11 protein-coding genes are annotated in these 12505 nt (G+C 62.9%); 2 read left to right on the top strand and 9 right to left on the bottom strand.

The features are described from left to right. The first annotated feature begins 13 nt into the window (after positions 1-13). Positions 14-940: an ornithine carbamoyltransferase gene (argF, locus tag DL1_RS02450; RefSeq protein ID WP_038061943.1), complete on the top strand. Its 927-nt coding sequence runs from the start codon at positions 14-16 to the stop codon at positions 938-940. 385 nt (positions 941-1325) lie between these two features. Next, a complete protein-coding gene (locus DL1_RS02445) occupies positions 1326-1514 on the top strand; it encodes a hypothetical protein (protein WP_074854709.1) in 189 nt (62 codons plus the stop codon). Between the two features lie 247 nt (positions 1515-1761). On the opposite strand, the gene DL1_RS02440 is transcribed toward DL1_RS02445, so the two are convergent. From DL1_RS02440 to DL1_RS02400, 9 genes are all read right to left on the bottom strand, one after another. After that, a complete protein-coding gene (locus DL1_RS02440; RefSeq protein ID WP_038061941.1) occupies positions 1762-2442 on the bottom strand; it encodes a YjbF family lipoprotein in 681 nt (226 codons plus the stop codon). Beyond that, positions 2439-4532 carry a YjbH domain-containing protein gene (locus DL1_RS02435; protein ID WP_038061938.1) on the bottom strand — a complete coding sequence of 698 codons (2094 nt, stop codon included), beginning with the start codon at positions 4530-4532 and terminating at the stop codon, positions 2439-2441. Before DL1_RS02435 ends, DL1_RS02440 begins: the two co-directional genes overlap by 4 nt. Positions 4533-4688: 156 nt before the next feature. Beyond that, positions 4689-5843 carry an iron-containing alcohol dehydrogenase gene (locus tag DL1_RS02430; protein ID WP_038061935.1) on the bottom strand — a complete coding sequence of 385 codons (1155 nt, stop codon included), beginning with the start codon at positions 5841-5843 and terminating at the stop codon, positions 4689-4691. After that, positions 5840-7228: an aldehyde dehydrogenase family protein gene (locus DL1_RS02425; RefSeq protein WP_038061932.1), complete on the bottom strand. Its 1389-nt coding sequence runs from the start codon at positions 7226-7228 to the stop codon at positions 5840-5842. Before DL1_RS02425 ends, DL1_RS02430 begins: the two co-directional genes overlap by 4 nt. A gap of 46 nt (positions 7229-7274) precedes the next feature. Further along, a complete protein-coding gene (locus DL1_RS02420; protein WP_038061929.1) occupies positions 7275-8636 on the bottom strand; it encodes a glutamine synthetase family protein in 1362 nt (453 codons plus the stop codon). A 131-nt stretch (positions 8637-8767) separates the two neighbouring features. Then, the gene (locus DL1_RS02415; protein WP_038061926.1) at positions 8768-9805 is read right to left on the bottom strand and encodes a TRAP transporter substrate-binding protein; all 1038 of its coding nucleotides are present in this window, start codon (positions 9803-9805) and stop codon (positions 8768-8770) included. 49 nt (positions 9806-9854) lie between these two features. Then, a complete protein-coding gene (locus DL1_RS02410; RefSeq protein WP_038061923.1) occupies positions 9855-11180 on the bottom strand; it encodes a TRAP transporter large permease in 1326 nt (441 codons plus the stop codon). Then, positions 11180-11686 carry a TRAP transporter small permease subunit gene (locus DL1_RS02405; RefSeq protein WP_038061920.1) on the bottom strand — a complete coding sequence of 169 codons (507 nt, stop codon included), beginning with the start codon at positions 11684-11686 and terminating at the stop codon, positions 11180-11182. Before DL1_RS02405 ends, DL1_RS02410 begins: the two co-directional genes overlap by 1 nt. Then, positions 11686-12480, bottom strand: a complete 795-nt coding sequence (locus tag DL1_RS02400; protein WP_245739568.1) for an N-formylglutamate amidohydrolase — start codon at positions 12478-12480, stop codon at positions 11686-11688. The genes DL1_RS02405 and DL1_RS02400 overlap by 1 nt, the downstream gene beginning before the upstream one ends. Positions 12481-12505 lie beyond the last annotated feature (25 nt).

Here is a 12505-nt window from a genome sequence, read left to right as displayed (position 1 = left end):
GAAAGCCTGTACGATGACACATTTCCTCGATATCCACACCACCCCGCCCGAAGCCCTGCGCTCGATGATCGATCAGGGGATTGCGATGAAACGCGCGCGCAAATCCCGGCCCAAAGGCGCGCCTGATGATGAGCAGCCGCTTGCGGGCCATATGGTCGCGCTGATCTTTGAGAAACCCTCGACCCGGACCCGCGTCAGCTTCGATGTGGGCGTGCGCCAGATGGGCGGGCAGACGATGGTGCTCTCGGGCTCGGATATGCAGCTGGGCCATGGCGAGACGATTGCCGATACCGCACGGGTGCTGTCGCGCTATGTCGATCTGATCATGATCCGCACTTTCGAAGAGGAAACCCTCCTCGAGATGGCGGAATACGCCTCTGTGCCGGTGATCAACGGGCTGACCAACCGCACCCATCCCTGCCAGATCATGGCGGATGTGATGACGTTCGAGGAGCGGCATGGTCCGATCGCGGGCAAGAAAGTCGTCTGGTCGGGCGATGGCAACAACGTCTTTGCCAGCCTCGCTCATGCCAGCCTGCAATTCGGCTTCGATCTGACCTTCACCGGCCCGCCGCCGCTCGACCCCGAGCGGGCCTGGCTGGATCTGGCGCAGGAGCGGGGGCGGCCGATCACGATTGAACGCGATCCGGTCAAGGCCGTTCATGGCGCGGATCTGGTGGTCACCGATACTTGGGTGTCGATGCATGACCCGGAATCGGCCAAGGAGCGGCGCCACAATCAGCTGCGTGGCTATCAGGTCAACGAAGAGCTGATGTCGCATGCCAATCCCGATGCGCTCTTCATGCATTGCCTGCCCGCGCATCGCAACGATGAGGTCACCAGCGCCGTGATGGACGGGCCGCAATCGGTGATCTTCGACGAGGCGGAAAACCGGCTGCATGCCCAAAAGGCGGTGATGCGCCATTGCCTGGGGCTTTAAGCTTCGACGCGCCGCGCAGGTTTGTTCCCTGCGCGGCGCTTTTTTGTGCGCGACTTCTGTCTGGATCGTTATCGCAAAGCGGTCTGTCGTGATTTGGGTTTGGTGAGTCTTCTCGCTAGAACCCCTCACAGACAGGCTGATGCGGGAAGTGACAGATTTCTTTAGAGGAATCCGCGCTCGCACAAATCGGCAAGCGGTTCCTTGCATTCGGAAAATGGCTGAAAGATGCGCCATTCCCGCCACATGCATGCCAAAGTGCAACAGTCACGCGCTGCCCGTGAGGGCGCTCTGGTTTTACTCTTTGCAACATCGTGAACCTATGCAAATCTCGACCACGATGCTGCCAAATCCTGGGCGGCTCCTATCGGTAATGACGGAGATTACTATGAAAAAGATCGCTACCATCGCCCTGGCCCTCGGCCTCACCGGTTCCGCAGCATTCGCGGGCGGCTATGTCGCTCCCGTTGTCGAGCCCGAGCCCGTTGTGGTTCAGCAGTCGTCGTCGTCGAACCCGGCGATCATCATCCCGGTTCTGCTGCTCGTTGCAGTCGCAGTCGCCGCGTCGAACAACTAAGTTCGGACGACACGCAAAGTTAAAGAAGGCCGGGGCGTATAGACGCTCCGGCCTTTTTTCATGCGCGCAGGGAAGCTTATCGAATCGCCAACGCTCCGAGTGCGCGGCGAGGCCTGCCGGGGCGGGCAGTGGTTCTCAGATCGATGTCTCTGAACACGCGCAGACCGGGCAGGCCTCATTTGGCCAAGCCAATGGCCCCGCCCTGCATTCACAGGAGCGAGGCTGCGGGCGCAGTCAAGCTGTGCCGTCAGTTGCGCAATTGCTGGATCGTCACATAGCCAAGGCCGGGACCGACCCATTGGCGCGATTGCAAGATCGTGCCGCCTGCCACCAGATAGCTCATATCGAGGCGAGCGCCCGATCCCTCGCAATGCTCGGCCACCTGCCGTGCCTTGACCGGACCGATGTCGACGGTCGCGCCGGGCGTGATCGTGCAGGAGACGGGCAGGGGGCGTTCGGCCCCGCCGCCATCGAGATAGCGGTAGACCCGCTGAGCGGTGCCTGCGGTGGTGCTACGGATCAGCCGATCTGCGGCCTGCGTATCAGCCGACATCAGATCGCGCCCAAAGCCGCGCGTGCCGGCCAGCAACCCGTTGCGCATAACGAAGGCCCGGTTGCTGGGCGTCTGATACGTCCGCATCGTGCCGTTCTCGCCGCGCATCGCGCCGATCATCGGGGTCTTGTTGGCCTCGAAGGTCACCATGATGACCGGGCCTTTGAGCGATTGCAGCGCGGCTGCGGCCAGCGCATTGGGATCGGAGGGCGCAGCTTGTGTGGCCGTCTCCTTCTTGCCCGGAAGCACTTTGCCAAGCGCCGAGGTGACCATCTTCACACCGCCGGATTTCTTCTCTTGGATACCTGCGCTGTCATGGCTGCACGCGGCCAGAAGGAAGGTGAGGGCGGCGGTGCCCAGGATGCCCCGGTTCATCGCCAGAACCTCCCCCAGTCCTCGTAGAGTCCGCCCTGATGGCTTCCCTCGATCGTCTCGTAGAGCCGCCCGTTCACATTCACCCGCGCGCCGCCATCGCCGACATAGGGCCGCAGCGTGGTGGTGAATTCCTTGAGCGACGGCATGCCGGTGGCATAGCCAAGCGGGATCGTGATCTGGATGCCCTTGTCGAACTTGCCCGGACCGAACTCGCTGGTCGACATGTCGGTGAAGGTGGCCCATGCGCCGACTTTCCAGCCATTGGCCAGCTCGCGATCCAGCGTGATCGTGGCGCCCCAGTCTTTGGCGAGATAGCGGCCCACATCCAGCTCACCCGTCAGGCCGCTGCCGAAATCGTAATAGGCCGACAGGAAGCCCGTGACCGTGTCATAATCGCGGAACGAGAAACGCTGGTCAAAGTCACGTTGCTTGACCCAGTTCATCTCGGCCCCCAGCGCCAGACGGCTGTCGACGGGTTTCCACAACAGTTCGCCCGAGGCGCCGCCATACATCCGCTCCAGCAGACCCACCGTGACGCGCGAATAGACATCGCGTGCAGGCCGCCCGTAGGAGGCGAAGGTCAGGTAGGGCACGGTCAGATCGCCATGGCGCTGATACTCGTAAATATCGCTGCGCACATGCGGCGCGGTCGAGGTCGAGCGCTCCGGGTTGTCCTTGAGATTGCCGATGGCCTTTTGGCGCAGCGCGCCCGCCACAACGAGGCCCGGCGCAAATTCATAGCGCCCGCTCAGCGTCACGCCCACATCGGCGTGCAGGCTGTTATCGGGATCGAAGGGCGACAGCTCCAGATAGGGCGCGATGCCCCAGAGCAGACGCGGATAGACATCCGGCGTGGTCACATAGCCCTGATTGCCGCGCTCGGCCTCGCCGATTTTCGCGACGGCCGCGATCTTCGTCGAGGGGCCGTTCTCCAGCCGCTCGATATCCGAGCGCTTGAGCGTCGTGGTCGAGGCGGGCATGCCGCCCTCCATCAGCGTGACCTTGATCGTGTCCACGGAGGCGGGCAGCGCGCGGCTTGCGATCCGCGCGGCATGGCCGATAGCTTGCGGGTTCGAGCGATAGGTCTCGTTCGAGATCCGCAGATCGGCGCTGTGCGGGGTCAGCTTCATCGCCTCAAGAACCTGCCCGTCCTTCTTGAGCGCATCACCGATGGATTTCTGGATCGCGGGTTGCGCGGTCGGATCCTGGGCCCAATCGGTGGCATAGGCGCTGGGATCGCTCGCCCGCGAGGGGCGCGGCTTGACGGGGAGCGGCGCGCGCTCAAGACCCGAGGGGGCGGCGGGCTGGCGCGGATCGAGCGCGATGTTAAACTGTACGCCCACCTTGGAGCCATGCAGCACATAGCCCGAAACCGAAGCCATCGAATTGATCTGATAATCGATCCCGAAATTCAGCGGTGTCTTGTTGTCGAACCCGTTGGCGGCGGCCTCGGCGGCATAATCGTCGTCGTTATATTCTGCCTTGAGCCGGATCTTGTCGGTCGCCTGCCAGATCACCGAGGCGAAGGGCGCGGAGGGGCCCTTGAACCACGCGTCGTTGTTGAGCCCGCCGTCGAGATTCGGCGCGGGGCGTGTGCCGCCGCCCGAGCCACCAGATCCCAGCCGTCCCCAGCCCCAGCCGAGCGAGGCGCGCAGGCGCGGTGTGAGTGTCTTGCTGGCTACGATATATTCCGAGCCATAGCGGGCATTTCCGAACATATCGCGCAGGCCGATGGCGAAGGAGGGCTGCCAGTCGCGTTCTTTGAGCACCAGCATGTGAAGATCGAAGCTGCGATCCTTCAGCGTATCGCCGCCCGCGCCCAGACCCTTCTCACGCGAGAAGCGCATCGTGGCGGTCAGTCGCGGAAAGACCTGAAACGAGAAATTGCCGCGCTGGCTGTCGGAATAGCCCGAGACGGAGCCGACCAGCTCGCCATCGCGGAAGGCTTCGGCGGTGGGGGTGTCGATGGCACCGGGTGCGCCCAATGTGCCGATGCTCCACGCGAGCTGGTCTTCGGCGCCTGCTGGCACTGCAAACCCCATTCCCGCAAGAAGTGCTGCGATGGCTGCTCCGCCCGTGATCCGTTCCATGCGTTGTCCCCAAAGCCGTCTTGTCTCTTTGCACTCTTCCTAGCGAAGAAGTGTAGGCTTTGCGAGCTTGGAGTGCCCCCGCGCGCGGCGCGAGGGCGATTTCGTTGCCTAGGGTTGCATCCTTGCCGCGCCTCGGGCGCGAGAACTCAGGCGCGTTTACAGGCAGGTCTCGAAAAGCGCGCGGGTATTTTCGCGCGTCATCTCGATCGGATTGCCGCCGCAGGACGGATCTTCCAGCGCCATTTCGGTCAGCTCATCAAGCCTGTCTGCCGCGACGCCCATCTCGGAAAGCGAGGCCGGGATGCCCAGTTCGGTGCGCAGCGCAAGGATGCGGGCCACAAAGCCCTCATACCCGCCCGCGATCCCCAGATAGGCGGCCGCGCGGGTGATCCGTTCCTCGATGGCCGAGCGGTTGAACGCCAGCACCATCGGCATGACGACTGCGTTGGTCGTGCCGTGATGGGTGCCATAGACCGCGCCGACCGGATGGCTGAGCGAATGGATCGCGCCCAGCCCTTTCTGAAATGCCACAGCGCCCATCGCAGCCGCCGACATCATATGGGCCCGGGCGACCAGATCGCCGGGGGTCGCAAAGGCCTTGGGAAGGTTCTCGAATACAAGCCGCATCCCTTCGAGCGCGATGCCTTGGCTCATCGGGTGATAATGCGGCGAGCAATAGGCCTCAAGGCAATGGGCGAGCGAATCCATCCCGGTGCCTGCGGTGATGAAGGCGGGCATGCCGACCGTCAGTTCCGGATCGCAGATCGTCACGGTGGGGAGCAGCTTGGGGTGGAAGATGATCTTTTTCTTATGGGTCTCGGAATTGGTCAGAACGCCTGCGCGCCCGACCTCAGAGCCGGTGCCAGCGGTGGTGGGCACGGCTACGATCGGCGCGATCTTGGCGCCGTCCGCACGGGTCCACCAATCGCCGATATCCTCAAGATCCCAGACGCTTAGGGATGGCGTTTGATCGGCCATCAGCGCAATCATCTTGCCCAGATCCAGCGCCGAGCCGCCGCCGAAACAGACCACACCGTCATGCTTTCCCGATTTGAAGGCTGCGATCCCGTCGGCCATATTGGCCTCGTTCGGGTTCGGATCGACCTGCGAGAACACCGCGCGGCCAAGCCCCTCCGCATCGAGGATATCGAGCGCCTGCGCGGTGATCGGCAGCGCCGCCAGCGCCTTGTCGGTCACCAGAAGGGGCGCGCGCATGCCCGCGGCCTTGCAGTGATCGGCCAGCTCTGAAATGCGGCCCGCACCGAATTTGATCGTCGTGGGATAGGACCAGTTGGCAACAGGCGTGTTCATTTGGACACCTTCTTGAAGTGGTAGGATTTCGGACGTGTGAGCGCGTGGTAACCCAGTACCGAGAGCGAGGCGCCGCGCCCGGTCTCCTTGCAGCCGGTCCAGCACAGTGCCGGGTCGAGATAGTCGCAGCGGTTCATGAAGACGGTGCCGGTTTGCAGACGTTCCGCGATGGTTTGCGCGCGCCCCGCATCCGCCGTCCAGAGCGAACAGGTCAGCCCGTAATCGCAGTCATTCATCGCGGCGATGGCTTCCTCGTCATCTTTCACGGCCATGATGCACACGACCGGGCCGAAGCTTTCCTCGCGCATCACCCGCATCTCATGGTTCACATCGACAAGGATCTGCGGTGCGAGATAGGCGCCCCCATCATCGGCGGGGAACATCGCCGGGTCCAGAAGCGGCGTCGCGCCTTCGTTGATTGCATCGGCAATCTGGCCGCGCACCACCTCGGCAAAGCGGGTATGGGCCATCGGGCCCAGCGTGGTCTCGGGCTCGAACGGATTTCCCAGCTTGAGCGCGCTGGCCCAGTCGATGGCCTTGTTCACGAAGCTCTCATAGAGGCTTTGATGCACGTAAATCCGCTCGATCCCGCAGCAGCACTGCCCCGAGTTGAAGAGCGCCCCATCCATCAGCCCCGACACCGCCGCGTCAAGATCGGCATCCTCGGCCACATAGCCCGGATCCTTGCCGCCCAGCTCCAGCCCGAGCCCCACAAAGGTGCCCGCCGCGGCTTTCTCGATCGCGCGCCCGCCGCCGACAGAGCCAGTGAAATTGATGAAATCAAAGGCGCGTGCGCCGATCAGCGCCTCGGTCACGTCATGCGTGAGACACACATTCTGGAACACCTCTTCGGGAACGCCCGCCGCGTGGAAGGCCTGCGCGATCCGCTCGCCCACCAGCAGCGTCTGGGCTGCGTGTTTGAGCACGACCGTATTGCCCGCGATCAGCGCCGGGATCAGCGCGTTGATCACCGTCATATAGGGATAATTCCACGGCGCGATGATCAAAACGACACCCATCGGCTCGCGCGCGATCTGGCGCAGCACCGTGTCGTTATCCTCGACCACCATCGGGGCCAGCGCCGCCTCGGCGATCTCGGCCATATAGGCCGCGCGCTCATTCATGCCGCCGAATTCGCCGCCATAGCGGGTTGGGCGGCCCATCTGCCAGGCGAGCTCCTCCACGGCCTGCTCGGAGGTCTCGTTGAGCGCAGCGATCCCGGCCTGCACCAGCGCGATCCGCTCGGCCAGAGGGCGCGCGACCCAAGAGGGTTGGGCGGCCCGCGCCAGATCGGCCACCCGTTGCGCATCGACATGGCTCAGCGCTTCGCGTTCGGCATAAACCGCCCCGTCGACGGGCGAGATGCATTGAATTGTCTTTGACATGATGTCTCCTTGCGGAAGGTCTCTCCGCGATCGTTGTGCTCAGCCCTCAGGCGCGTTCGAAGCCGCGCTGGCGTTCCCAATCGGTCACGACGCGATTTTGCTCGCGAATTTCCCAGCGGGCGGCATGGGTATAATGGGCCATCACCTCGTCACCGAAGGCCGCGCGCAGCATCTCGCTGGCCTCGAGCGCATCGGCGGCCTCGGGGAGGGTCTTGGGGATCTCGATCACGTCGCTTGCCTTGTAGATATCGCCATCGGCTTGCGGGCCGGGGTCAATCTGACCCTCGATCCCAGCCAGACCAGCGGCCAGAAGGGCTGCGCAGGCGAGATAGGGGTTCAGATCCGAGCCACCGATCCGGCACTCGACCCGCACGCCCTTGGTGCCCTCACCGCAGATCCGAAATCCGGCGGTGCGGTTATCAAGCGACCAGACTGATTTCGTCGGCGCAAACAGCCCTTCGCAGAACCGCTTGTAGCTGTTGGTGTAGGGGGCGAGGAAATATGTGATCTCGCGGGCGTGTTTCAGCTGCCCGCCAAGGAAATGACGCATCATCTCGGACATGCCATGCGGCGCATCCGGGTCGAAAAAGGCGTTCTTGCCGCCCGACCAAAGCGATTGGTGTACATGGCTCGAAGAGCCGGCCCGGTCGGTGTGATACTTGGCCATGAAGGTCGCGGACATCCCGTGCTTTTGCGCGACCTCCTTGGTGCATTGCTTGATCAGCACATGCATATCGGCGGTCTCGAGCCCCGGCGCATATTTGACATTCAGCTCTTCCTGACCGCGCTCGGCCTCGCCCTTGGAGCACTCGACCGGGATGCCCGCCCCGTAGAGCGCATTGCGGATCTCGCGCAGCGCAGGTTCGGTGCGCACATTGCCGAGGATCGAGTAGTCGATATTGTGGCGCGCCATCGGCGTCGGGTCGCGATAGCCCGCATCGAAAAGATCGACATAGCTTTCCTCAAAGAGGAAAAACTCCAGCTCCGTCGCCATCACCGGATCGAAGCCGAGCGCCCGGGCGCGCGCGATCTGCGACTTCAGCATCGTGCGCGGGGCATGGGGCACAGGCGCGCCGTGGTGATCGAGCAGATCGCAGAGCACCAGCGCCGTGCCGGGCGCCCACGGGATCAGGCGCAGCGTTTCCATATCGGGCTTCATGACATAATCGCCATAGCCCTTTTCCCAGCTCGTCGCGGCGTAGCCCTGCACGGTCTCCATCTCGAGATCGGTGGCCAGCAGGTAGTTGCAGCAATGGGTCTCTTGCCAAGCGCTCTCGATGAAATGCGCGGCGTGGAAGCGTTTGCCCTGCAAACGGCCCTGCATGTCGATCAACGCGGTAATGACGGTGTCGACCTCGCCGGCCTTCACGGCCTTCTTGAGCGCATCGAACGAGAACTTGGCGGGCATGGAAACCTCCGGGGGAATGACGGGTCCGGAGACTGTGCCGCGTGGCCGTGTTCCGGGCAAGAGGGGGAGAGAGGCGCGCCCGGACAATGCCCCGGCGCGCCTTTTGGTTTGTGGTCGGTGACCGGACGCAATCAGGTGTTGCGATAGGGCGGTCCGGCTTTCTTCATGGTCTCGTTGTATTTCTTGAAGATATCAACGACTTTCGCCTTCAGCTCGCTCTCGGCTGCGATCTCGTCCCAGAATTTATGCGCGGCATCCTCGACCTTTTGCCATTCGGCATCGGGGATCGTGGTCAGCTGCATCTCTGTGCCCTCGACACGCAGCTTTGCCTCGCCCGACCAGTACCAGTACTGGCGGTGATAATGGGACTGATCGAAACAGGTCCGCATCAGCGTTTTCATCTTGTCGGGCACCTCGTTCCAGCGATCCATATTCGCGAAGAAGTGACCGATCCAAGCGCCCGAGATGTTGTTGGTCAGGAAATAGGGCGCGTTTTTGCCCCAACCGGATGTGTAATCCTCGGTGATGCCCGACCATGCCACACCGTCCAGCTCGCCGGTTTGCAGCGCGACCTCGACATCCTCCCACGGGATCGTCACCGGCACGACGCCGAACTGCGCGAGGAAGCGTCCGGCGGTCGGGAAGGTGAAGACCCGCTTGCCGTTGAGATCGTCGAGCGATTTAACTGGCTCTTTCATCGCGAAGTTGCACGGATCCCAAGAGCCAGCCGAGATGTGCTTGACGCCCACCGCCGCATATTGCTCGTCCCAGATCTCGTTGAGGCCCCATTCGTTGAACAGCGTCGGCACGTCGAGCGAATAGCGCAGCCCGAACGGGAAATAGCCGCCGAACACCGTCACCTCCGTGGGCGAGGCCATGCTGTCATCATCCGATTGCACCGCATCGATCGTGCCTGCTTGCATCGCGCGGAACAGCTCGGACGTCGGCACGAGCTGGTCTGCGTAATACAGCTCGATCTCCATCTGGCCATCGGCGATCTCGTTGAAGGTCTTGATGCAATTGTCCACGACCTGCTCGGCCAGCGCGGGCCCCGCATAGGTCTGCATGCGCCATTTGATCGGCTTGGTCTGGGCAATCGCGGGGGCGGCAAGACCGGCCGCCGCCGCGCCCACCGCACCGGTGGTCAGAAACTTACGTCTTGTTGTCATCACTCTCTCTCCTTGTTGAATAAAGAGGCCCGGTTTCTCCGAGCTCTGGTTATCGTCCAAGCACCGCATGGGGCAGCCACAGCGCCAGTTGCGGGAAGATCATCACGAGGATCAGCGTCAGCACCATCACGCCCACGAAGGGAAAGACCGAGCGGTAGATCACCGGCAGGGTGAACTCGGGCGGTGCCATCGCCTTCATCAGAAACAGGTTATAGCCGAAGGGTGGGGTCAGATAGGCAACCTGACAGGTGATAGTATAAAGGACACCGTACCAGATCATGTCGAAGCCCAGATGCCGCGCGAGGCTGACATAGACCGGCGCCACGATCACCAGCATCGCCGTGTCATCGAGAAACATCCCCATGACCAGAAAGCTGAGCTGCATCAGGATCAGCACCTGCCACGGTCCCAGCCCAAGACTTTCGGTGAAGAAATCCTCGATCGCGCGGCCCGCGCCCAAGCCGTCGAAGACCGCCCCGAAAGAGAGCGCCGCGGTGATGATCAGCATGAACATCACGGTGATCTGCAGGGTCTGGCGGGTGGCCTTCTGGAAGACGTCCCAAGTGAAGCGGCGCTTGATCGCGGCGGCAAAGACCGCGGCCAGCGCGCCAATCACCGAGGCCTCCGTCAGGCTCGCCCAGCCCTTGAGGAAGGGCACCATCATCGCCACGAAAATAAAGACCGGCAGCAGGCCCGCACGCAGAAGACGCAGCCGCTCGCGCATCGTGATCTGGGCCAACTCCTCGGGGTCCATCGGCGGCGCAAGCGCCGGGTTCAACCGGCAGCGGATGACGATATAGGCGATGAACAACGTGGCCATCAGCAGCCCCGGCACTGCGCCCGCGAGCCAAAGCTCCGAGACCGGCTGGCGCGCGATCAGCGAGAACAGCACCAGCACCACGGAAGGCGGGATCAGGATGCCGAGGCTGGAGCCCGCCTGAATCACGCCCGAAATCATCAGCTTGTCGTAATTGCGCCGCAACAGCTCGGGCAGGGCGATCGTGGCCCCGATGGCCATGCCCGCAACCGACAGCCCGTTCATCACCGAGATCATCACCATCAGCAGGATCGTCCCGATGGCGAGCCCCCCGGGCAGCGGTCCGAACCAGACATGGAACATCCGGTAGAGGTCTTCGGCCAGACGGCTCTCGGACATCACATAGCCCATATAGACGAACATCGGCAGCGTCAGAAGCGGAGTCCATTTCATCAGCTTCATGACCGAGCCAAAGCTGATCTGCGTGCCCCCCGGCCCCCAAAGGAAGAACGCCGTGACCACAGCGACAAAGCCGATCGCGCCGAAGACACGCTGGCCTGTGAGCATCATCAGCAGCATGGTCGAGAACATCAGAATGGCGATTGTGTTGTGGTCCATCAGATGTCCTCTCCGCGGATCGTCGCGATGTCGCGGATCAAAAGCACCGTCGCCTGCAGCAGCATCAGAAAGAAACCCGCCGTGATGATCACCTTGATCGGCCAGAGATAGGGGCGCCACGCGCTCGGGTTGCGCTCGTTATATTCGAAGGAATAGACGGTGGAGTCGAAGGCCGAGTAGACCATGATCGCGAGGTAGAACATCAGCGCGAGCACTGTGAACGCATCCCACCACGCCTTGCCCTTTTCCGAGCGGCGCGCGTAAAGCAGGTCCATGCGCACATTGGTGTCGCCCTGCAGCGACCATGGTGCGCCCAGCATGTAATAGGCCACCAGCGTGAACTGGGCCATTTCCAGCGTCCAGAGCGCGGGAATATGCGCGATCTTGGTGATGCTGGAAAACAGCATGATCCCCATGATCACATAAAGTAGGTACATCGCGACCTTGCCCAGCCGCCGGTTGAAGCCCTCGACAACGCGTACATAGCTGCGGATCCATCCCGGCATCAGACAGTCTCCTTCGGGGTGGCGCGCGTGTCGTCCATGGCAGCCCGCAGCACCGGCGCCAGCCGGGCCGCCATCGCCTCTTGGGCGGGGCTGTCCGCGATCAGATCGTTGCGCAACTCCAGCATGACATTGGGCAGTCCCATCGCGGTACCATGCAGCGCCAGCGTATGGGTCACGCCATCGCGCGCGGAATAAGGGGCGTTGAGCTGCACGGCGAGATCAGTCTGCGCGTCTGCCTGTGCCACGATGGCCTCGGCGAGGCGCGCATCTGCATCATGGATCACTCCCAGCTCGACCGCGCGCGGCTTGCCAAAATAAATCGGCGTGAAGGAATGCACGGTCACAAGGATCGGGCTGAGGCCCCGTGCCAACCGGCGCGCGATCAATGCGCGAATCTCCGCATGAAAGGGCAGGTAGAGCGCCTCGACCCGCGCCAACCGATCCGCGCCATCAAGATCACGATTGCCCGGAATGTCGGTGGTCTCGGAGCGCTCGGGCATCGCGCCCGGATGCTGCGGCGGTCGGTTGAGATCGTAGATCAGCCGTGACTGACAGGCTTGGGCGAGCGGCGCATCAAGCGCCACAGCCAGCGCCTGCGCGAGCCCAAGCGCGCCCGGATCCCACGCGATATGCGCTTTCCGCTGCTCCGGATCGAGCCCAAGATCGCCCCAAGGCGCGGGCATCGCATTGGAGGCATGCTCACAGATGATCACGCAAGCGCCATCGCGGGATTCGCCTTCAATCCGTATCGGTGTCTCGTGTTGCGGCACCTCGGCCTCCATCGATTCCCGCATCTCGTTCACGAGCAGGCTCGTCTTC

The organism is Thioclava dalianensis (genome assembly GCF_000715505.1).
In the GTDB taxonomy this organism is placed as follows: Bacteria; Pseudomonadota; Alphaproteobacteria; order Rhodobacterales; family Rhodobacteraceae; genus Thioclava; species Thioclava dalianensis.
Note: the sequence above shows the minus strand (reverse complement) of the source record. Positions and strands in the feature narration are given on the sequence as shown.

Excerpts from the sequence above, each read along its gene's own strand:
- DL1_RS02430 (WP_038061935.1), bottom strand. The coding sequence starts at position 5,843 with ATGAACACGCCTGTTGCCAACTGGTCCTATCCCACGACGATCAAATTC.
- DL1_RS02420 (WP_038061929.1), bottom strand. The coding sequence starts at position 8,636 with ATGCCCGCCAAGTTCTCGTTCGATGCGCTCAAGAAGGCCGTGAAGGCC.
- DL1_RS02425 (WP_038061932.1), bottom strand. The coding sequence starts at position 7,228 with ATGTCAAAGACAATTCAATGCATCTCGCCCGTCGACGGGGCGGTTTAT.
- DL1_RS02410 (WP_038061923.1), bottom strand. The coding sequence starts at position 11,180 with ATGGACCACAACACAATCGCCATTCTGATGTTCTCGACCATGCTGCTG.
- DL1_RS02400 (WP_245739568.1), bottom strand. The coding sequence starts at position 12,480 with ATGCGGGAATCGATGGAGGCCGAGGTGCCGCAACACGAGACACCGATA.
- argF (WP_038061943.1), top strand. The coding sequence starts at position 14 with ATGACACATTTCCTCGATATCCACACCACCCCGCCCGAAGCCCTGCGC.
- DL1_RS02445 (WP_074854709.1), top strand. The coding sequence starts at position 1,326 with ATGAAAAAGATCGCTACCATCGCCCTGGCCCTCGGCCTCACCGGTTCC.
- DL1_RS02415 (WP_038061926.1), bottom strand. The coding sequence starts at position 9,805 with ATGACAACAAGACGTAAGTTTCTGACCACCGGTGCGGTGGGCGCGGCG.
- DL1_RS02435 (WP_038061938.1), bottom strand. The coding sequence starts at position 4,532 with ATGGAACGGATCACGGGCGGAGCAGCCATCGCAGCACTTCTTGCGGGA.
- DL1_RS02440 (WP_038061941.1), bottom strand. The coding sequence starts at position 2,442 with ATGAACCGGGGCATCCTGGGCACCGCCGCCCTCACCTTCCTTCTGGCC.
- DL1_RS02405 (WP_038061920.1), bottom strand. The coding sequence starts at position 11,686 with ATGCCGGGATGGATCCGCAGCTATGTACGCGTTGTCGAGGGCTTCAAC.